Origin of the sequence: Kitasatospora sp. NPDC098652 (assembly GCF_044760155.1) — a bacterium.
Lineage (GTDB): Bacteria > Actinomycetota > Actinomycetes > Streptomycetales > Streptomycetaceae > Kitasatospora.
Window position 1 is genome coordinate 499,981 of the sequence record NZ_JBIWAQ010000001.1, and the last position, 19,815, is coordinate 519,795.

The following is a 19,815-nucleotide window of genomic DNA, read 5'->3' on the forward strand; positions in this document are numbered from 1 at the left end:
CTTCGTTGTCCGCAACCGCCGCGCGGATCACCGCCGTCGACACCTACGACATCCGCTTCCCCACCTCCCGGGAGCTGGACGGGTCCGACGCCATGAATCCCGACCCCGACTACTCCGCCGCCTACGTCGTCCTGCGGACCTCCGCGGGCGGCCACCAGGGCCACGGCTTCACCTTCACCATCGGCCGCGGCAACGAGGTCCAGGTGGCCGCCATCGACGCGCTGCGCCCGCACGTCCTCGGACGTCCGGTCGCCGAGCTGTGCGCCGACCCCGGCTCGCTCTCCCGCGACCTCGTCGGCGACAGCCAACTGCGCTGGCTGGGCCCCGAGAAGGGCGTGATGCACATGGCCATCGGGGCCGTCGTCAACGCCGTCTGGGACCTCGCGGCCAAGCGGGAGGGCAAGCCGCTCTGGCGGCTCCTCGCCGACGCCGACCCCGCCTGGCTGGTCTCCCAGGTCGACTTCCGCTACCTCACGGACGCGCTGACGCCCGACGAGGCCCTGGAACTGCTGACCAAGGGCAAGCAGGGTGCGGTCGGGCGGGCGGCCGAACTGCTGCACCGCGGCTACCCCGCGTACACCACCTCCCCCGGCTGGCTGGGCTACTCCGACGAGAAGCTCACCCGGCTCGCCCAGCAGGCCGTCGCCGACGGTTTCACCCAGATCAAGCTGAAGGTCGGCGCCGACCTGGCGGACGACATCCGCCGCTGCCGGGCCGCCCGCGCCGCCATCGGGCCCGACATCCGGATGGCCATCGACGCCAACCAGCGCTGGAACGTCGCCGAGGCCATCGAGTGGACCAAGGCCCTGGGGCAGTTCGACCCCTACTGGATCGAGGAGCCCACCAGCCCCGACGACGTCCTCGGCCACGCCACCGTCCGGCGCGGCGTCCACCCGGTCAAGGTCGCCACCGGCGAGCACGTGCAGAACCGCATCGTCTTCAAGCAGTTGCTCCAGGCCGGCGCCATCGACGTCCTCCAGCTGGACTCGGCGCGGGTCGGCGGCGTCAACGAGAACCTCGCCATCCTGCTGCTCGCCGCCAAGTTCGGCGTACCGGTCTGCCCGCACGCCGGCGGCGTGGGCCTGTGCGAGCTCGTCCAGCACCTGTCCATGTTCGACTACGTGGCGCTCACCGGCACCACCGAGGACCGCGTCATCGAGTACGTCGACCACCTCCACCAGCACTTCCTCGACCCGGTGGTCATCACCGACGGCCACTACCGCGCGCCCACCGCACCCGGCTTCTCCGCCGCGATGCACCAGGCCGCCCTCGACACCTACCGCTACCCCGACGGCACCTTCTGGGCGGCCGACCTGGCCGGACCGGACACGGAGGAGGACGCATGACGACCGACCTCGACGGGCTCACCGCGCTGGTCACCGGGGGCGCCTCCGGCATCGGACTCGCCACCGCCCAACTGCTCAGCGAACTCGGCGCCGACGTCGCCGTCCTCGACCTCGACCCCGGCGGCGCCCACGCCCCGCTGCACGGCTTCACCGCCGACGTCGCCGACGACCACTCCGTACGCGAGGCCGTCCGGGCGGCGGCCGAGACGCTCGGCGGGATCGACATCCTGGTCAACAACGCCGGCATCGGCGCCGCCGGAACCGTCGAGGACAACCCGGACGAGCAGTGGCACCGCGTCCTGGACGTCAACGTCCTCGGCATCGTCCGCACCACCCGCGCCGCCCTGCCCCACCTGCGCCGCTCCGCCCACGCCGCGGTGGTCAACACCTGCTCCATCGCCGCCACCGCCGGGCTTCCGCAGCGCGCGCTCTACTCCGCCAGCAAGGGCGCCGTCCTGTCGCTCACCCTGGCCATGGCCGCCGACCACGTCCGCGAGGGCATCCGGGTCAACTGCGTCAACCCCGGCACCGTCGACACCCCCTGGGTCGGCCGGCTGCTCGACGCGGCCGCCGACCCGGCCGCCGAACGCGCCGCCCTGAACGCCCGCCAGCCCACCGGACGGCTGGTCACCGCCGAGGAGGTCGCCGCCGCCATCGCCTACCTCGCCTCCCCCGCCGCCGCCAGCGTCACCGGCACCGCCCTCGCGGTCGACGGCGGCATGGCCGGTCTGCGCCTGCGACCGGAGCCCCCCGCGTGAACCTCCACCCGCTCGGCCGTACGGCCGTCCGAGTCGGCCGGCTCGCCTTCGGTGCCGCCGGGATCGGCAACCTGTTCACACCGGTGGGCGACGAGCAGGCCGCCGAGGCCGTGGCCGCCGCCTGGGCCTGCGGCGTCCGGTACTTCGACACCGCCCCGCACTACGGCCTCGGTCTCTCCGAACGACGCCTGGGCGACGCGCTGCGCGGCCTCCCCCGGCACGAGTACGTGCTGTCCACCAAGGTCGGCCGCCTGCTGGACCCGATTCCCACGGCCGGCGACGACCTCGCCAACGGCTTCGCCGTCCCCGCCGACCACCGGCGCCGTTGGGACTTCACCGCCGAGGGCGTCCGCCGCTCGATCGAGGACAGCCTGAACCGGCTCGGCCTCGACCGGATCGACGTCGCCTACCTGCACGACCCCGACGACCACGCCGAACAGGCGCTCGACCAGGCCTACCCGGAACTCGAACGCCTGCGCGCCGAAGGCGTGCTCGGCGCGATCGGCATCGGCATGAACCGGACCGAACTGCCGGCCCGCTTCGTCCGCGAGACCGACCTCGACGTGGTCCTGCTGGCCGGCCGGTACAGCCTGCTCGACCAACGGGGACTCCTCGAACTCCTGCCGCTGGCCGAGGAACGGCAGGTCGCCGTGGTGGTCGGCGGCGTCTTCAACTCCGGCCTGCTCGCCGACCCGAAACCCGGCGCCACCTTCGACTACCGCACCGCGTCCGCGGAACTCGTCGGTCGAGCCCTGCAGTTGAAGGAGGCGTGCGGGCGGCACGGGGTGCCGCTGCGGGCCGCCGCCCTGCGCTTCCCGTTCGGGCACCCGAGCGTCACGAGCGTCCTGGTCGGCACCCGCAGCGCCGCCGAGGTCGAGGACGCCGCCGCTATGCTCGACCGCCCCGTCCCGGACGCGCTCTGGGCGGACCTCAAGGAACGGGGACTGCTCCCGGTCGACGTCCCGACCCCCGAGAAGGAGGGCTGATGCGCATCGCCCTGTTCGTCACCTGCGTCGCCGACACCATGTTCCCCGACACCGGCCGGGCCGTGGTGACCGTCCTGGAACGGCTCGGCCACACCGTGGAGTTCCCCCAGGAACAGACCTGCTGCGGACAGCTGCACTTCAACACCGGCTACCGCCCGGACGCCGTCCCGCTCGTCGCCCGCTTCGCCCGGACCTTCGCCGAGTACGACGCCGTGGTCACCCCGTCCGCCTCCTGCACCGGCATGATCCGGGACAACCACCCGCTGCTGGCCGAGCGGTACGGGCACCACGACCTGCGCCGGACGGTGGCCGAACTCGTGCCCCGGGTCCACGAGTTCACCGAGTTCCTGACCGACGTCCTGGGCGTCACGGACGTCGGGGCCCGCTTCCCGCACCGGGTCACCTACCACCCCACCTGCCACTCCCTGCGCGGCCTGCGGCTCGGCGACCGCCCCCAGCGACTGCTGCGCGCGGTCAAGGACATCGACCTGGTCGACCTCCCGGCCGCCGACTCCTGCTGCGGCTTCGGCGGCACCTTCGCCGTCAAGAACGCCGAGACCTCCGGCGCCATGCTCGCCGACAAGGCCGCAGGCGTCCTGGAGACCGGCGCCGAGGTCCTGTGCGCGGCCGACAACTCCTGCCTGATGCACATCGGCGGCGGACTCTCCCGCCGAGGCAGTACGGTGCGCACCGTGCACCTGGCCGAGATCCTCGCCACCACCGAAGGAACCCCGCGATGAGCGACCCGCACACTCGCAAACCCGCCGACCGCGGCGTCGTGTGGCTCGGCTCCCCCGCCTTCCCCGACGCGGCCCGCAGCGCGCTCAAGGACACCCAGCTGCGCGCCAACCTGCGACGGGCCACCGGCACCATCCGCGACAAGCGCCGCACCGTCGCCGCGGAGCTCGACGACTGGGAGGAGCTGCGGACGGCGGCCGCCGCGATCAAGACCCGCACCTCCCGCCATCTCGACCGGTACCTGCTGCAGTTGGAGCGGTCCGTCACCGCCGCGGGCGGCACCGTCCACTGGGCCGCCGACGCCGCCGAGGCCAACCGCATCGTCACCGCACTCGTCCGGGCCACCGGCGAGCGGGAGGTGGTGAAGGTCAAGTCCATGGCGACCCAGGAGATCGGGCTCAACGAGCACCTCGCCGAAGCCGGGATAGCGGCCTACGAGACCGACCTCGCCGAACTCATCGTCCAGCTCGGGGACGACCGCCCCTCGCACATCCTGGTCCCCGCGATCCACCGCAACCGCACCGAGATCCGCGACCTGTTCGTCGCCCGGATGGGCGACTGGGGCCGACCGGCTCCCGACGGGCTCGGTGACGACCCGCACGAGCTCGCCGAGGCGGCCCGCCGCCACCTGCGGGAGAAGTTCCTCAGCGCCAAGGTCGCGGTCTCCGGCGCCAACTTCGCCGTCGCCGACACCGGCACGGTCGTCGTCGTCGAATCCGAGGGCAACGGCCGGATGTGCCTGACCCTCCCGCAGACCCTGATCACCGTGATGGGCATCGAGAAGGTCGTCCCCACCTGGTCCGACCTCGAGGTGTTCCTCCAGCTGCTGCCCCGCTCCTCCACCGGCGAGCGGATGAACCCCTACACCTCCACCTGGACCGGTACCACCGACGGGGACGGCCCCTCCGAGTTCCACCTGGTGCTCCTCGACAACGGCCGGACCGACACCCTCGCCGACACCGTCGGCCGCCAGGCCCTCGCCTGCATCCGCTGCTCCGCCTGCCTCAACGTCTGCCCGGTCTTCGAGCGCACCGGCGGCCACGCCTACGGCTCCGTCTACCCCGGCCCGATCGGCGCCGTCCTCACCCCGCAACTGGTCGGAGTCGGGCAGGCGGCCTCCCTGCCGTTCGCCTCCACCCTGTGCGGGGCCTGCTACGACGCCTGCCCGGTCAAGATCGACATCCCTGAACTGCTGCTCCACCTACGGGCCGAGGCCGTCGAGGCCGAGCGGGCCGCGAAACGCCTGCCCACCGCCGAGGCGGTGGCGATGAAGGCCGCGGCCGCCGTACTCGACTCCCCGCGGTTGCTCTCCGCCGCCCAGCAGGCCGGGTCGCTCGGCGGCCGCGCCCTCGCCCGGGGCGGCCGCATCCGCCGCCTGCCCGGGCCGCTGCACGGCTGGTCCGACACCCGCGACACCCCGGCCCCGCCCGCCGAGTCCTTCCGTACCTGGTGGCGCAAGAACCGGGAAGGTGACCGATGAGCAGCCGCGACGCCATCCTCGGCCGCATCCGCGGCGCCCTCGCCGACGTACCGGCCGACGAGCTCCCGACCGACGTGCCCGTCCCGCGGAACTACCGCCTCAGCCACGTCGAGCCCGGTCAGGACACCGTCGCCCTCTTCGCCGAACGGGTCGCCGACTACCGCGCCACCGTCACCCGCACGGACCGGGCCGGGCTGCGCGACGCCATCGCCGTCGCCCTCACCCGGCGCGGCGCCCTGCGCCTGGCCCTGCCGGACGGCTTCCCCGCCGAGTCGCTGCCGAGCGGCAGCTGGGAGTGGCACCGGGAACCGCTGGACGTCCCCGCCCTCGACGCGCTGGACGGCGCGATCACGCTCGCCGCCGTCGGGATCGCCGTCACCGGGACGGTCGTCCTCGACACCGGCCCCGGCCAGGGCCGGCGCGCCCTCAGCCTCGTCCCGGACTACCACCTGTGCGTCATCCGCGCCGAGCAGATCGCCGAGGACGTCCCCGCGGCCCTCGCCCGCCTCGACCCCGCCCTCCCCCTGACGTTCGTCTCGGGACCGTCCGCCACCAGCGACATCGAACTCGACCGGGTGGAGGGGGTCCACGGTCCCCGCACCCTGGACGTCATCATCGTCGACTCCGCCCACCCCGACCGTCCGGAGCAGCCATGAGGATCGCCCTGCACACCCGCGTCCGAGAGGACCGGATCGAGGAGTACGAGGCCGCCCACCGCGAGGTTCCGGCCGAGCTCACCACGGCCATCCGGGCGGCCGGTGCCACGTCCTGGAGCATCTGGCGCAGCGGCTGCGAGCTGTTCCACCTCGTCGAGTGCGAGGACTACCCCCGCCTGCTCGCCGCACTCGAACACCTCCCGGTCAACCTCGCCTGGCAGGCGAGGATGGCCGAGCTCCTCGACGTCGTCCACGACTACTCGGCGACCGGCGCCGAGGCCGGGCTCCCGGTGGTGTGGGAGCTGTGACGCCCCCACGGATCATCGACGCGCACCACCACGTCTGGGACCTGACGGTGCGACCGCAACCCTGGATCACCGGCGAGGCCCTCGCTCCGCTCGCCCGCTCCTTCACCGCGGACGACCTCGCCGCCGAGGCCCGCGCCGCCGGCGTGGTCGGCACCGTCGCCGTGCAGACCGTCTGCGTCCCCGAGGAGACGCCCGAGCTGCTCGCCCTCGCCGCCGGCAGCGGCCTGGTGGCCGGGGTCGTCGGCTGGACCGACCTCACCGCCCCGGACGTCGCCGATGCCCTCGCCGCGCTGCGTGCGCTCCCGGGTGGAGACAAGCTGGTCGGCATCCGCCACCAGGTCCAGGAGGAGCCCGATCCCCGCTGGCTGCTCCGACCGGACGTACGCCGGGGCCTGCTCGCCGTCGCCGCCGCCGGCCTCGCCTACGACCTCGTGCTCAGGCCGCACCAGCTGCCGGCCGCCGTACTCGCCGCCGCCGGCCTCACCGGTCTCACCTTCGTGCTCGACCATCTCGGCAAACCTCCGATCGCCACCGGCGCGATCGACCCCTGGGCCGCGGACCTGCGCCGCCTGGCCGCCCTCCCGAACACCGTCTGCAAGCTCTCCGGCCTGGTCACCGAGGCGGCCCCGGGGCACTGGCGGACCGAGGATCTGAGGCCCTACGCCGACACCGCCCTGGACGCCTTCGGCCCGCAGCGGCTGCTCTTCGGCTCCGACTGGCCGGTGTGCACCCTGGAGGCCGGCTACCCGGAGGTCCTGCGGATCGCCGACCGCCTCACGGGCGAACTGTCCCCCGCCGAGCAGCAGGCGGTGTTCCACGACAACGCGGCCCGCGTCTACGGCCTCTGAGCAGCCACCGACCCGCCCCGTCGAACGGCGGGTCTATTCTGGTGAGACATCGGACCACTTGAGGGGCGGAGCTGTGCCAGTCACCGACGAGGCGATCGAGAAGATCAAGGCCATGATCGTCAGCGGGGAGCTGAGCCCGGGCGCCAGGCTCCCGAAGGAGGCCGACCTCGCCGAGCGGCTCGGCCTCTCGCGCAACTCCCTGCGGGAGGCCGTCAAGGCGCTCTCGCTGATCAGGGTGCTCGACGTCCGCCAGGGCGACGGCACGTACGTCACGAGCCTGGCCCCCGATCTGCTCCTGGACGCCCTGGGCTTCGTCGTCGACTTCCACCAGGACGACACGGTGCTGGAGTTCCTGGAGGTCCGCCGCATCCTGGAGCCGGCGGCCGCGGCCATGGCCGCGCGCGCGATGTCGGACGAGGACATCGCCGAGCTCGGCACCGTGCTGGCGAGCCTGAGCGACGACGCCTCGCTCGACGAGTTGATCGAGAACGACCTGGAGTTCCACCGCAGGCTCGCGGCCGGCTCCGGGAACGCGGTGCTCGGCTCCCTGCTCGACGGCATCTCCGGGCCGACCGCCCGGGCCCGGATCTGGCGCGGCCTGACGGAGGAGGGCGCCGTCGAACGCACCCGCCAGCAGCACCGGGCGATCCTCGACGCCATCGCCGCCCGCCGACCCGACCTCGCCCAGGCCTGGACGACGGTCCACATCGGCGGGGTCGAGCAGTGGCTGCGCGGCACCCTGGGCGCGGCGGGCTCGGCCCTCGGCTGACCGGCCCGCCTCGCCCCCGCCGGTGGCACCGACAGGGGGGCGAGGCGCCCGGCGGATCGAGGACATCTGGCAGACCCTCACCAAGGGCGGCCGCGGCAGGGGCCGCAGGTGAGCGGCGACCGCGGACATTGCCCCCCTTCGCCCGGTAATGTAATTTAACTATTATTCGCCGGCAGGGCAGTCGGTCGACCGGACGGAGTTCGGCAACTGCCGGGCGACGACAGGAAACGCGACCGGGCCGCGCCGCGCCCCCTCCCTTTTCGACCGGTCCCGCTCAGGCCGGCTGCCATCCGTCCGGCCGCGGTTCCCGCCCCGCCCGCCGCCGGAGTCCGGGACCCTCACCGCAGTTCGACCGCTGGCGGCGCACGTTTGTGTGACTTCGGCGGCCGTCGCCCGTCTCCCCTTCAAGAGACCTACGAAAACCCGCGAGTCTGGAGTCTGATCGGATGGTCACGGATGTCGACGCGACCCTGGTGACGGCAGCCCGGGACGGTGACAAGGCGGCCCTCGAAGAGCTCGTCGCCGCCTACCTCCCCCTGGTGTACAACATCGTCGGCCGGGCGCTGACCCAGGACGCCGAGGTCGACGACACCGTGCAGGACGTCATGCTCCACGTCGTCCGCGGCCTTCCCGGCCTGCGCGATCCGGAGGCCTTCCGGTCCTGGCTGGTCGCCATCACGATGAACCAGGTCCGCAGCCACCACCGGCCCCGGCAGACCGAACCGCACCCCCTGGACGTCTTCGACACCCTCCCCGACCCCCGCGCCGACTTCGCCGAACTGACGGTCTGGAAGCTGCGGCTGACCGGGCAGCGGCAGGAGACCGCCCGGGCCGCCGCCTGGCTGGACGACGACCACCGGGACCTGCTGTCGCTCTGGTGGCTGGTCGAGTCGGACCAGTTGAGCCGGGCCGACCTCGTCGCCGCGACCGGTGCGAACGCGCACGCGGTCACCGTGCGGATCGGCCGGATGAAGAAGCAGCTCGACACGGCGCGCGGCATCGTCCGCGCGCTGGCCGCCACCCCGCGCTGCCCGGGACTCACGGCCGTCACGGCCGACTGGCCCGGCGTTCCCGGACCGCTCTGGCGCAAACGCCTCGCCCGCCACACCCAGAGCTGCGACCGCTGCCGGAACACCGCCAGTGACCTGGTCCCCGTCGAGGGGCTGCTGGCCGGGCTGGCGCTGGTTCCGCTGCCCGTCGGCCTGGTCGGCAAGGTGACGTCGAAGCTGCCCGGCTTCCCCGCCGGACCGCCGCAGGCACCCCGCCGGGCCTCCCACCGCAAGCCGAAGGCCCGGCACGACCACTGGAGGACGAAGGTCGCCGCGGCCGTCGTGGCCGTCACCGCGATCGGCGGCACGGCGGCCGTGTTCAGGCCGGACACCGGGAATCCGACGATCCGGTCCGCGGCGACCCCTGCCGCCTCCCCTTCGCCGGCGGCGGCGGACGCCACCGCCTCGCCGTCGGCCGGCCCGCCGTCCGTCCCCGTGGCGGCCGCCACGGTCGGGCAGCTCTCCGCCTCACCCACCGGAGCGGGGGCCGTTGCCTCCCCGGCGACGTCGCCGACTCCGTCCGTGTCGGCGCCCCCGTCCGCCTCGCCGACCCCGTCCGCGTCAGCGGCACCTTCCCGGAAGGCATCCCCGGCCGCCGCCTCGACCGCTCCGGCAACGCCCACCGCGTCGACCGCTCCGTCGACGGCCACCCCCTCGGCGGCGTCCTCCACAGGCGGCCCCGCCGGGGCAGCCGAAGCCGCGGAACAGGTACTCGCCGTCATCAACCGGGCACGCGCCGACCACGGCCTGCCGGCCCTGCACCGCACCACCGCGCTGAACCGGAGCGCCGACGGGCACAGCCGGGCGATGCTCTCCGGCTGCGGGCTGAACCACACCTGCCCGGGCGAGCCGCACCTCGGCGCCCGGGGGCCGGCGACCGGCGAGAACATCGGCAGCGGCGGACCGGTGGCCGACGCACCGGGAACGATCGGCGGGACGGCCGTCGGCCTGACGAACGCCATGCTCGCCGAGAAGGCGCCCGAGGACGGACACCGCCGGAACATCCTCGACTGCTCGTTCCGTCACGTCGGCATCTCGATCGTCCGGGACGACTCCGGAAGGGTCTGGATGACCCAGGACTTCTCGCGCTGACGCGCCGGGGAACGTCCGTACCCCGTCGGCATCAGCCGACGGGGTACTCCCACTCGACTGCGGGAGCCCCGTCGACGGACGGATCAACCGTCAGCAGGTGCTCGGCGATCTCCAACGGCACGGCCACCAGCGGGATTCCGGAGTCCAGCGGGATGCTGACCCGGTGGACCGCGCCGAGGGCGGACACCTCGACCACCGCGGTGGTCTCACCGATGAGGCCGACGGCATCCAGGCGGGCCACCACGTCCGGACGGCCGACATCGCTGGGGTAGCCGGTGAGCGTGAACAGGAGGTCGCCGATGTCCTCGAGCAGGTCGGCGTAGACCAGCAGTGGTGGCGCCTCCCCGGTCACCGGGAACCGGGTCAGCGGCCTCGGGTCCGGGGCGGCCCATCCGCCTTCACGGGCGAGGGCCACATGCAGGTCGTGCCGGGTCGCCGTGGTCGGCAGCAGCACCGGCGCTCCCGCCTTCGGACTCACCGTGGTGACCAGGGCGAGGGGGGCTCCGTCCGAGTCCTCGGCGGAGGGGAAAGCGATCCGTGCCAGGTACCGGCTGCCGCCGGCGTTGGCGCGCTGGAGTGCCGCGGCCTCCTGGAGGAAGTACCCGCGCTGGAGTTGCTGCCGTTGATCCGCCGCCATGGTCCTGCCCGTCTTCCGCGCACTGTCCGAATGGTCAGGAGGGGGCGCCCGGTCCGGGCCGGTACCGGTAGGACGGCCGTCCGCGCCCAGTGGCGCCGGCAGCGTTGCCACCGGCACCGGCGGCAGCCCGTGGGCCGGGCCCCACGCCGGAGCCCGCCCTCCGGTGCGAGCCGTACGGCACGCACGCGCTCAGGGTGCCACGGAGAACCTGAGGTTCTGATGAGCACCGGCGTCGATCATCCGCGGACCGGCCGGGCAGGCGCCGGACCGAGCACCCGGCGCCTGCCCGCGGGGATGTCGAGGCAGCGGTTGGACCGGGGGTTGAGCAGGGCGCCGTCCGGCCGGGGCTGCCAGATCTGGGCACCGGTGCGGTGGATCGTGCTCCCCCTCCCCACGACGGCCGAACCGGCCGCACGCGTGCTGCGGGTCACCCCGGTCCGCCGGCCTGACCTCGGCGCGGTGCCGGGAGCCGCACCGGGAGCCGCACCGGAGCGGCCGGCGGACGCCCCGTCAGGCGACCCCAGGCGCCCCGTCAGGCGCGGATGATCTCCAGTCCGCAGCCCGAGACGGCCCCCGCCCGGTCGGTGTCCAACCCGTCGTCCGTCACCAGCGCGTGGACCTCGGACAACGGGCAGATCGAGGCGAAGGTCACCCTGCCGATCTTGGTGCTGTCCGCGAGGACGACCGAGCGCCCGCTCCTCCGGAGCAGCGCCCGGTCGGCCTCGGCCTCCATCTCGTCGTGTGTCGTGCATCCCTCCTGGGCGGTCAGGCCGTCCACCCCGATGAACGACAGGTCGAGGTGGTAGTGCGAGAGCATCCGGTCCGCCGCCGGACCGACCAGCTCGTAGCTCGCCGATCGGGCGAGTCCCCCGATGACCACCAGGCGGATCGCCGGGCGCACGATCAGTTCGGCGGCGATGTTCACGGCGTTGGTGACCACGGTGATCCCGGTGCGGTCGGCCAGGGCACGGGCCAGCTCGACCGTGGTGGTCCCACCCGTCAGACCGACCACGGCGCCCTCGGGAACCAGTTCGGCGGCCGCGAGGCCGATCCGCCGCTTCTCCTCCTGCCGGTGCTCGCTCCGCTGCCGCAGCGACCGTTCGAGGGTCACCGCCCCCGTGGACGCGCCACCGCGGGTGCGGTGGAGCAGGCCTCGGTCGTGCAGCCCCTGGAGGTCCCGGCGGATCGTCGAGGCCGAGACTTCGAGCAGTTCCGAGAGCGCGTGCACATCCGCGCTCCCGGCCTCGGTGACGTGCGACAGGATCCGGACCACGCGATCAGCTTTGAGCATGATGGAAAGTCAACCCTCCAGCCGCTGCCCGTACACAGTGACCACCCGATGGTCTAGACCGTCAGAGCCGGGGCCTTCAACACCGGGAGCAGCCGGGCGACCTCGGCGGCCGTCGCCGCCCGGCCGGGGCCGAGATAGCGGCGGGTGTCGACCAGTTCGCCGCTCCCCGCGAGGGCCTGCCGGACGGCAGCGGTGAAGACCTGGTTGAGGTGGGTGGCGATGTTGATCTTCGTCATACCGCACTCGACGGCGCGGGTCAGGTGCTCGTCGGCCACGCCGGAGGAGCCGTGCAGCACCAGCGGCACCGGCACGGCAGCGCGCAGTTCGGCGATCAGGTCGAAGTCGAGCTCGGCGTCCCGGGTGGTCATGGCGTGCGAGGTGCCGACCGCGACCGCGAGCGCGTCGATGCCGGTCGCGGCCACGAACGCGGCCGCTTCGCCGGGCTCGGTCCGCGCACCCGGCGCGTGCACACCGTCCTTGCCGCCGACCTCGCCCAGCTCCGCCTCCACCCAGACCTCCGCCGCGTGGCAGCGCGCCACCACCTCCGCCGTGGCCCGGACGTTCTCCTCGTACTCCAGCACCGAGGCATCGAACATCACGGAGGTGAAACCGAGCCGGACGGCCTCCTCGACCAGTTCGGGCGCCGTCGCATGGTCCAGGTGCACCGCGACCGGGACGGCGGCCGCCCGGGCCACCGCCAGGACCGCGGCACCCACCGGGGCCAGTGCCCCGTGATAGCGGACGGCGTTCTCACTGAGCTGGAGGACCACCGGGCAACCGGCCCCCTCGGCGCCCGAGACGATGGCCTCGGCGTGTTCGAGCTGGATGACGTTGAACGCACCGACACCCTGGTTCGCGGACACCGCCGCTGCGACGATGTCACCGGTCGGGGTCAGGGGCATAGCAGGCTCCTCAAGGGTTGGATCTCCACGAGCGGTAGCAGCCCCGCGCGGACGACGGGGTCGAAGTCGCCGGCCAACGGGGCGGCGACGGCGGCGGCGGAGAGCGCGACGGCCTCCGCCAACCGGTCCGGCCAGGACGCGCCGGTCACCAGGCCGAGGGTGAGCGCGGCCACGGCCGCGTCCCCGGCACCGGTCGGGTTCCCGAACAGCCGCTCGGGTACGCAGGCCTGCCAACTTCCGTCCGGTGTCACGGCGATGAGGCCGTCGGGCCCGAGCGAGGCGACCACCGACTTCGCGCCCGCGCCCTGCAGGGCGTGGGCGGCGCGGACGGGATCCCGCAGCCCCGTCACCGCCGCGAGTTCGTCCGCGTTGGGCTTGACCAGCGCCGGCTTCGCCGCCAGCGAGGCCCGCAGGGCTGGTCCGTCCGCGTCCACCACGGCCGGCACTCCGTGGGTGTGGGCGAGCAGGACCAGTTCGGCGTAGGCATCGGCCGGCACTCCCCTGGGGAGACTGCCGGAGAACACCACCGCCTGCGCCGCGGGCAGCAGGGTGTCGAGCCGGTCCAGGAACCGGTCCCACTCCCCCGTGCTGACCAGCGGCCCGGGTTCGAGCAGGATCGTGGCGTCACCGGCCAGCTCGTCCACGACCGTCACCGTCCGGCGGCTCTCGTCCGCGATCGGTACCAACCGGTCGGCCAGGCCCGCCGATGCGAGCTCGCTGCGCAGCGCCTCGCCGGTCGGACCACCGGCCAGGCCGGTGACGGCCGTGGGCTGCCCCAGGGCGTGCAGCACGCGGGAGACGTTGACCCCCTTGCCGCCGGCGCGCTGGACCACCGAACGCACCCGGTTGCTCCGGTGCGGGCGCAGCCGGTCGAGGTGGTAGGTGATGTCCAGCGCCGCGTTGAGGGTGACGGTGAGGATCACGACAGGCCCCTCCCGTGCGCTCGACCGCCCATCGGCTCGGTCACGGCTGGGCCAGCACGATCGAGCGGGTGAGGTTGCGCGGCCGGTCGGGGTCGAGACCGCGCAGCCCGGCCAGGTCGACGGCGAGGCGTTGGGCCCGGATCAGGTCGGCCATCGGGTCCAGGGTGCTGACCGAAACCTTGGCGCCGGTGAGGCGCACCTGGTCCACGAGCCCGGCCGGGGGCCGGCCGAAGAACCACACCAGGCTGTCCGGACCGGTGACGCTGATCGGACCGTGCCGGTACTCCATCGCGGGGTAGGACTCGGTCCAACTTCCCGATGCCTCGCGGAGCTTGAGCGCTGCCTCGTGGGCGAGCCCGACGGTCCAGCCGGCACCGAGGAAGGTGAACTGGGTCGCGGCGGTGGCACCCTCCGGCAGCGGCTCGGCCAACGCCCGCTCGCCGTCGGCGGGCAGGTCGTCGGGGGCCAGTCCGAGGTGGCCGCGGAGCAGGGCGAGCACGGTGGTGGCGAACCGGGTCTGCACCACCGACTTCTCGTCGGCGTAGCCCAGGTCCACCACGGACCGGGCGGCCGTGCTGATCGGCGTGGCGACGTCCCCGGTGATCGCGACGGTGGCCACGCCGTCGGCGCGGCCGAGGGCGCTGAGCACCTCGGTCGTCGTGCCGGAGCGGGTGATGGCGACCACCCGGTCGTAGCGGCGTGCGGCCGGGTACTCGGAGGCCGCGAAGGCATCGGTCTCGCCGAGCCCGGCCCCCTCGCGCAGCGACGCGTAGGCCTGGGCGATGTAGAGCGAGGTGCCGCAGCCGATCACCGCCACCCGCTCCCCCGCCGGCGGCAGGTCGGCGGCGTTCGCCTCCAGTGCCGTGCGCCAGTGCTCGGGCTGGCTGGCGATCTCCTGCTGGACATGACTCATGACGGCCTCCATGGGCGGTCGAGGAGGGTTGCTCATACTTGCGCATTTCCTAATGCATCAGAGCAGCTATGAGCATCATCATGCAGGCATCACCCGGCTCCGCGCCAGGCCTTGACCCGATGGAATAAAGGAATTTAACTTATTAGGACCGAGCCGAACCCTCGGTGCCCCCTCCTGCCCCCGGACAGCGGGTTCGGTCGGCCTGCCAGCCCGCAGCCGACCCGGAGCCCGCACGAGAGAACCCCTCGGATGCTGACAGAGACGCCGTTGCACCCCCACACCCACCACCGCCCGGCCCCCGGGACGGCCGACGCCCGACCGGCCCACACGGTCATCGGCATCGACTTCGGTGGCACCAAGACCGAACTCGCCCTCGCCGACCCGCACGGGACGATCCTCGTCCGCAAACGGCTGGCGACACTCGCCGAGCAAGGACCCGACCAAGCCCTCGGGCGCGCCGCCGAGGCCGTCCGGCAACTGGCCCTCGAATCCGAGACCCGCTTCAACGCACCGGTCACCGCCCACGCCGCTGTCGCACCGGGCATCATCCAGTCCCACCGCATCCTGCTCACCCCCAACCTGCCCGGCTGGGAGGAGCTCGCCCTGTCCGCGCGCCTCGCCGAGGAGTTCGGTGTCCCGACCGTCCCCGTCGCCAACGACGTCCGGGCCGGCGCACTCGCCGAACTTCGCCTCGGCGAACTGCGCGACGTCGACCCCGGCCTCTACATCAACCTCGGCACCGGGCTCGCGGCCGCGCTGGCCGTCGGCGGACGCATCGTGTACGGCGCCAACCAGGCGGCCGGCGAGATCGCCTACGTCAACCCCGGCGACGCACCGCTGAACGCCGTCGCAACCGGCCGTGCCCCGCTCGAGGAACTCCTCGGCGGCAGGCAACTGGCCGAACGCGCCAAGGAACTCCTCGGCGGGACCGCCACCGGCGGCGACCTCTTCCGCAGCACCGACCCCGCCGCACGGGCGCTGGCCCACCGGACACTCACCGTCCTCGCGACGGCGCTCGCCAACATGGCCGCCCTCGTCGACCCCGCCCGCATCGTCCTCGGCGGCGGAATGATGTCCGCCGCCGCCGAGATCCTCCCCGCACTCGAGCGCCTGCTGGCCGACGCCCTGCCCTTCCCCACCGAGCTCAAGGTCGCCCGGTTCCGCCGGGACGCCTCCCTGCACGGCGCGATCGTCCTCGCCCTGGACGACGTGTGCGCACGGGGAGCCCACCCCGGCCTCGCCGACGACCCCGAGGCGTCCTGAGGCCCGACGCGCCCTGAGGCCCGACACGTCCTGAGGCCCGGCGTCCCTCACGACGCCTCCCCGGGGCGGGTCGGACCCGCCCCACCAGCCCGGTCGATCACCACCCTCGACCGGCCATCGACACCCGGACCGGGTCCGGAGCACCGCGCACCACCCGTACGACCGCACCGGTGCCGCCATCCGACCCGTCAGTCCGGTTGGAGCCGCGAAGTCTGCCCCCCGCCTGACATCCCAGGAGGTTCCCATGTCCTTAACCAGTGCATTCACGCGACGCGGCAGTGCCGTGCTCGTCGCGGGGATCATGGTCGCCGCGGCGGCCGTGGGAGGGCCACCCCTGCACGCGAGGGCGGCCACCCCGGCCGTGCCCGCCGTCTCCACCACCACCGTCACCGGCGCGCCCGGCTCGTCCACCGCCCTCAAGGGCTTCGCCATCGAGTCCTCGGCCGACGTGCCGGACAGCGGTGAGGCCATCTCGCACCCCGGCTACCAGCCGGCCGGCTGGCACGCGGCCGGCGCCCGCTCCACGGTGTTCGCCGCACTCGTGGCGGACGGCACCTACCCGGACCCGTTCTACTCCGAGAACATGAAGACGGTTCCGAAGGAGCAGTTCCAGGTGCCCTGGTGGTACCGCTCCGACTTCACCGTCAACGACACCTCCGCCCGGACCTACCTGAACGTCACCGGTGTCGTCTCCGCCGCCGACGTGTACGTCAACGGCACCCTGGTCGCCACCGCCGACCAGATCGCGGGCATGTACACCTCGCACGAGCTGGACATCACGGCCTACGTCCGCCAGGGGCTCAATGCCGTCGCCTTCAGGATCAAGCCCAACGACCCCAAGAAGGACTTCACCTCCGGCTGGATCGACTGGAACCCCGCCCCGCCGGACAACAACATGGGCCTGGTCTACGACATCAGCGTCCGGCGCGCCGGCGCGGTGTCCCTGACCGACACCCATGTGATCACCTCGGTGGACATGCCCTCCCTCAGCTCCGCCAAGCTCACCGTCAAGGCCACGGCGCGCAACGACACCGACCGCACCGTCACCTCCACCGTCACCGGCAGCATCGGCGACCTGACGTTCGCCAAGGACGTCACGCTCGCCCCCCGCGAGTCCAAGCCGGTCGTGTTCACCCCTGACGACACCTCGCAGCTCAAGATCGACAACCCGCGGATCTGGTGGCCGGCCGGCATGGGCGACCAGGCGCTGTACGACCTCCAGCTGACGGCGAGGACCGACGGCGCCGTCACGGACACCGCACACAAGAGCTTCGGTATCCGGGACGTCCAGGCCCCCCTGAACCAGGACGGGGCGCGCTCGTACATCATCAACGGCCACCCCCTCCTGATCAGGGGTGCCAACGACTCGACCGACCTGCTCTGGCGCTGGAACGCACAGGAGGTCTCCGACCGGTTCGCCTACGCCCGCAACCTGGGCATCAACGCGATCCGGCTGGAAGGGCACCTGGAGCCGGACGAGTACTACGAGATGGCCGACAAGGCGGGCATGCTCCTGCTGCCGGGCTGGGAGTGCTGCAACAAGTGGCAGGACCGGGACTCCGGCCCCTACAGCGCGCACGAGCACGAGATCAACCGCGCCTCGATGGCCGCCGTGGCGGCCCGGCTGCGCAACAACCCCAGCGTGATCTCGTTCCTCATCGGCAGTGACAAGGCCCCGTCGGAGGAGTCGGCGAAGGACTACAAGGCGGCCCTGAACGCGGCGGACTGGACGCTTCCGGTCATCAGCGACATCGACCGGAACAGCGTCCTCGACTACCAGAGCGGTATGAAGATGACCGGCCCCTACGAGTGGGTGCCGCCCGTGTACTGGTACTTCAAGAAGGACGGGGGTGCCGAGGGCTTCAACTCCGAGACGAGCGCCGGCGCGAGCATCCCCACCATGGACACCCTCCGACGGATGATGACGCCCGGCGAACTCGAGACCATGTGGACGGACCCCTCGGCGGTGCTGTACCACCGGTCTCCGGGCACGTTCTTCGCGACCCTGAAGGACTTCAACACGGCGCTGTCCGCGCGCTACGGCAAGCTCACCAGCCTCGACGACTACGTCCGCAAGGCCCAACTCGCCCAGTACGAGGCGGTGCGGGCCCAGTTCGAGGCGTACGGCCGCAACTTCACCGACGAGAAGAACCCCTCCACCGGCCAGATCTACTTCCTGCTCAACTCCCCCTGGACGTCCCTCCACTGGCAGCTCTTCGACCGCTACTCCGACCAGGGCGGCGCGTACTTCGGGGCCCAGAAGGCCAACGAGGACGTCCACATCCAGTACTCCTACGACGACCGCTCCGTCGTCGTGGTCAACCGGCGCACCGACGCCGCCCCGGGACTCACCGCCCACGTCGACCTCTACAACATCGACGGCACCCAGCGCTTCCACCGGGACTCCGACGTGCTCACCGTCCCCGGCGACGGCGGCAAGGCCATCGCCCTCGAGGAAATCCCCAAGGACATCCCGAACCTGGACACCACCTACCTCGCCAAGCTGACCCTCACCGACTCCAAGGGCGAGGAGGTCAGCCGCAACGTCTACTGGCTGTCCACCGAGCCGGACGTCCTCGGCGACTACAACTGGCCGAACACCCCCACCACGTCCTACGGGTCGCTGGACGGCCTGAACCAGCTGGCCAAGGACAAGGCCCAGGTCTCCGCCACGGCCACCAGCAAGAGCAAGGGCGACACCACCGAGGTCACCGTCACGCTCACCAACACCGGCACCGGCAACACCCCCGCCCTGCTCACCGACGTCCACCTCGTCGACGACCAGAACAAGCCCGTGCTGCCGGTGACCTGGTCCGACAACCAGGTCAGCCTCTGGCCCGGCGAATCCACCACCCTGACCGCCACCGTCCGCACCTCCGACCTCGCCGGCGCCACCCCGAACCTGCGCCTCTCCGGCTGGAACCTCATCCCCACCGACAACATCGTGGCCAAGCCCAGCTCCTGACCGCAGCACCCGCTGCCTCGCTCCACCGGTGTGACCGGCCCGGCTGCTCGGGCCGGTCACACCGGCACGTACGGGCCCGGCCGAGCCGGGAGCTTTTGCCGGGCGCCTTCACGAACTCTTGACGGACGCGCCCACGGGTGCACACTATGAGAAAACTCTTTTACGAAAACCTCCTTTACCAAGGCGCGCACCGCAGTCACCACCGTCACTACCGTCGCCATCGCCGCCCCGTGAGGAGGCCATCGATCCACGGGCGGCACCACGCCGGCCCGCCGTGAAGGACGCACATGTTCCTCAACTCACCGACACCTCGGACGGATCCACCGCCGGTCACGCTCCAACCCTGGCTCCCGGACGACCCGTACGGCCTGCGGCTGGTCGCCCTCGGCGTCGACTTCGACGCCGTGAAGGTCCCCCAGCCGCTGGCCCGCTCCGTGCGCACCGCCCTCGGACGGCACGAGACCAGCTTCATCGAGGACCTCCTGGACGGCTCCCACCTGTGGCTCGTCGCCCCCGGCAGCTGCTGCTCGACCGGCTCCCGCCACCTGGTCCTCTCCACCGGCTGGCACATCGCCATTCCGGGTCCGCGCTGTACGGCGCGGCGCCGATGGAACTGCCCCTGGCCGACCTTCACCTCCGCCCGCCTCCTCCAGGGCGCCATCGAGGCCGCGTCCAGCCCCTCGAAGGGGCGATGAGACGCCCACCCCAACCGACTTGCGCCCCGATGCCGCCCACGCCCCGCCACGCGGCCTCGCACGACTCACGCGGACCGTGACCCCACCGTCACGGTCCGTTCTCCGTGTCCCGGGCAGGGCTCCGAATGTCATGGGCAGAGCTCCGACCGGCCGTGCCGTGCCTGGCACATCGGCGCACATCGGACGGTCGGCGCCG

Annotated in this window: 18 protein-coding genes; 13 read left to right on the forward strand and 5 right to left on the reverse strand. The window is 72.7% G+C overall.

What is annotated here, in order from left to right; genetic code table 11:
- Positions 1–5: 5 nt before the first annotated feature.
- The 10 genes from ACIQWA_RS02205 (at position 6) to ACIQWA_RS02250 (ending at position 10,030) form a co-directional block, all read left to right on the forward strand.
- Positions 6–1,346 carry an L-fuconate dehydratase gene (locus ACIQWA_RS02205; protein WP_402476994.1) on the forward strand — a complete coding sequence of 447 codons (1,341 nt, stop codon included), beginning with the start codon at positions 6–8 and terminating at the stop codon, positions 1,344–1,346.
- Complete coding sequence (locus ACIQWA_RS02210; protein ID WP_402476996.1) at positions 1,343–2,104, forward strand: SDR family NAD(P)-dependent oxidoreductase; 762 nt, start codon at positions 1,343–1,345, stop codon at positions 2,102–2,104. Before ACIQWA_RS02205 ends, ACIQWA_RS02210 begins: the two co-directional genes overlap by 4 nt.
- Positions 2,101–3,090: an aldo/keto reductase gene (locus ACIQWA_RS02215; protein WP_402476998.1), complete on the forward strand. Its 990-nt coding sequence runs from the start codon at positions 2,101–2,103 to the stop codon at positions 3,088–3,090. Before ACIQWA_RS02210 ends, ACIQWA_RS02215 begins: the two co-directional genes overlap by 4 nt.
- Positions 3,090–3,830: a (Fe-S)-binding protein gene (locus ACIQWA_RS02220; RefSeq protein ID WP_402477001.1), complete on the forward strand. Its 741-nt coding sequence runs from the start codon at positions 3,090–3,092 to the stop codon at positions 3,828–3,830. The genes ACIQWA_RS02215 and ACIQWA_RS02220 overlap by 1 nt, the downstream gene beginning before the upstream one ends.
- Positions 3,827–5,308 (forward strand): LutB/LldF family L-lactate oxidation iron-sulfur protein, encoded by a 1,482-nt coding sequence (locus ACIQWA_RS02225; protein WP_402477003.1) that lies wholly within the window; start codon positions 3,827–3,829, stop codon positions 5,306–5,308. Before ACIQWA_RS02220 ends, ACIQWA_RS02225 begins: the two co-directional genes overlap by 4 nt.
- A complete protein-coding gene (locus ACIQWA_RS02230) occupies positions 5,305–5,964 on the forward strand; it encodes a lactate utilization protein C (RefSeq protein ID WP_402477005.1) in 660 nt (219 codons plus the stop codon). Before ACIQWA_RS02225 ends, ACIQWA_RS02230 begins: the two co-directional genes overlap by 4 nt.
- Positions 5,961–6,272 carry an L-rhamnose mutarotase gene (locus ACIQWA_RS02235; RefSeq protein WP_402477008.1) on the forward strand — a complete coding sequence of 104 codons (312 nt, stop codon included), beginning with the start codon at positions 5,961–5,963 and terminating at the stop codon, positions 6,270–6,272. Before ACIQWA_RS02230 ends, ACIQWA_RS02235 begins: the two co-directional genes overlap by 4 nt.
- Positions 6,269–7,120 carry an amidohydrolase family protein gene (locus ACIQWA_RS02240; protein WP_402477011.1) on the forward strand — a complete coding sequence of 284 codons (852 nt, stop codon included), beginning with the start codon at positions 6,269–6,271 and terminating at the stop codon, positions 7,118–7,120. Before ACIQWA_RS02235 ends, ACIQWA_RS02240 begins: the two co-directional genes overlap by 4 nt.
- Positions 7,121–7,193: 73 nt before the next feature.
- The gene (locus ACIQWA_RS02245) at positions 7,194–7,889 is read left to right on the forward strand and encodes a FadR/GntR family transcriptional regulator (protein WP_360230600.1); all 696 of its coding nucleotides are present in this window, start codon (positions 7,194–7,196) and stop codon (positions 7,887–7,889) included.
- 446 nt (positions 7,890–8,335) lie between these two features.
- Entirely contained in the window at positions 8,336–10,030 is a 1,695-nt protein-coding gene (locus tag ACIQWA_RS02250) for a sigma-70 family RNA polymerase sigma factor (RefSeq protein WP_402477013.1), read from the forward strand.
- A 31-nt stretch (positions 10,031–10,061) separates the two neighbouring features.
- Here the strand turns inward: ACIQWA_RS02250 and ACIQWA_RS02255 are convergent, their stop codons facing one another.
- The 5 genes from ACIQWA_RS02255 to ACIQWA_RS02275 all read right to left on the reverse strand — a co-directional run bounded on the left by ACIQWA_RS02255 (position 10,062) and on the right by ACIQWA_RS02275 (position 14,696).
- The gene (locus ACIQWA_RS02255; protein WP_402477015.1) at positions 10,062–10,667 is read right to left on the reverse strand and encodes a hypothetical protein; all 606 of its coding nucleotides are present in this window, start codon (positions 10,665–10,667) and stop codon (positions 10,062–10,064) included.
- 532 nt (positions 10,668–11,199) lie between these two features.
- Positions 11,200–11,958 carry a DeoR/GlpR family DNA-binding transcription regulator gene (locus ACIQWA_RS02260; protein WP_402477017.1) on the reverse strand — a complete coding sequence of 253 codons (759 nt, stop codon included), beginning with the start codon at positions 11,956–11,958 and terminating at the stop codon, positions 11,200–11,202.
- Between the two features lie 53 nt (positions 11,959–12,011).
- A complete protein-coding gene (locus ACIQWA_RS02265) occupies positions 12,012–12,860 on the reverse strand; it encodes a ketose-bisphosphate aldolase (RefSeq protein WP_402477020.1) in 849 nt (282 codons plus the stop codon).
- Positions 12,851–13,783, reverse strand: coding sequence for a 1-phosphofructokinase family hexose kinase (locus ACIQWA_RS02270; protein ID WP_402477022.1), 933 nt, complete (start codon positions 13,781–13,783; stop codon positions 12,851–12,853). Before ACIQWA_RS02270 ends, ACIQWA_RS02265 begins: the two co-directional genes overlap by 10 nt.
- A gap of 40 nt (positions 13,784–13,823) precedes the next feature.
- Positions 13,824–14,696: an SIS domain-containing protein gene (locus ACIQWA_RS02275; RefSeq protein ID WP_402477024.1), complete on the reverse strand. Its 873-nt coding sequence runs from the start codon at positions 14,694–14,696 to the stop codon at positions 13,824–13,826.
- Between the two features lie 249 nt (positions 14,697–14,945).
- Here ACIQWA_RS02275 and ACIQWA_RS02280 point away from each other — a divergent pair, with 249 nt between their 5' ends.
- From ACIQWA_RS02280 to ACIQWA_RS02290, 3 genes are all read left to right on the forward strand, one after another.
- The gene (locus ACIQWA_RS02280) at positions 14,946–15,959 is read left to right on the forward strand and encodes an ROK family protein (protein ID WP_402477027.1); all 1,014 of its coding nucleotides are present in this window, start codon (positions 14,946–14,948) and stop codon (positions 15,957–15,959) included.
- Between the two features lie 244 nt (positions 15,960–16,203).
- Positions 16,204–18,924 (forward strand): glycosyl hydrolase 2 galactose-binding domain-containing protein, encoded by a 2,721-nt coding sequence (locus ACIQWA_RS02285; protein ID WP_402477029.1) that lies wholly within the window; start codon positions 16,204–16,206, stop codon positions 18,922–18,924.
- 287 nt (positions 18,925–19,211) lie between these two features.
- A complete protein-coding gene (locus ACIQWA_RS02290) occupies positions 19,212–19,619 on the forward strand; it encodes a hypothetical protein (RefSeq protein WP_402477031.1) in 408 nt (135 codons plus the stop codon).
- Positions 19,620–19,815: the final 196 nt, after the last annotated feature.

Bases quoted from the DNA above. Each gene is read 5' to 3' on its own strand.
- ACIQWA_RS02210 (WP_402476996.1), top strand. From the start codon at position 1,343: ATGACGACCGACCTCGACGGGCTCACCGCGCTGGTCACCGGGGGCGCC.
- ACIQWA_RS02220 (WP_402477001.1), top strand. From the start codon at position 3,090: ATGCGCATCGCCCTGTTCGTCACCTGCGTCGCCGACACCATGTTCCCC.
- ACIQWA_RS02225 (WP_402477003.1), top strand. From the start codon at position 3,827: ATGAGCGACCCGCACACTCGCAAACCCGCCGACCGCGGCGTCGTGTGG.
- ACIQWA_RS02230 (WP_402477005.1), top strand. From the start codon at position 5,305: ATGAGCAGCCGCGACGCCATCCTCGGCCGCATCCGCGGCGCCCTCGCC.
- ACIQWA_RS02235 (WP_402477008.1), top strand. From the start codon at position 5,961: ATGAGGATCGCCCTGCACACCCGCGTCCGAGAGGACCGGATCGAGGAG.
- ACIQWA_RS02250 (WP_402477013.1), top strand. From the start codon at position 8,336: ATGGTCACGGATGTCGACGCGACCCTGGTGACGGCAGCCCGGGACGGT.
- ACIQWA_RS02255 (WP_402477015.1), bottom strand. From the start codon at position 10,667: ATGGCGGCGGATCAACGGCAGCAACTCCAGCGCGGGTACTTCCTCCAG.
- ACIQWA_RS02260 (WP_402477017.1), bottom strand. From the start codon at position 11,958: ATGCTCAAAGCTGATCGCGTGGTCCGGATCCTGTCGCACGTCACCGAG.
- ACIQWA_RS02265 (WP_402477020.1), bottom strand. From the start codon at position 12,860: ATGCCCCTGACCCCGACCGGTGACATCGTCGCAGCGGCGGTGTCCGCG.
- ACIQWA_RS02275 (WP_402477024.1), bottom strand. From the start codon at position 14,696: ATGAGTCATGTCCAGCAGGAGATCGCCAGCCAGCCCGAGCACTGGCGC.
- ACIQWA_RS02280 (WP_402477027.1), top strand. From the start codon at position 14,946: ATGCTGACAGAGACGCCGTTGCACCCCCACACCCACCACCGCCCGGCC.
- ACIQWA_RS02285 (WP_402477029.1), top strand. From the start codon at position 16,204: ATGTCCTTAACCAGTGCATTCACGCGACGCGGCAGTGCCGTGCTCGTC.
- ACIQWA_RS02290 (WP_402477031.1), top strand. From the start codon at position 19,212: ATGTTCCTCAACTCACCGACACCTCGGACGGATCCACCGCCGGTCACG.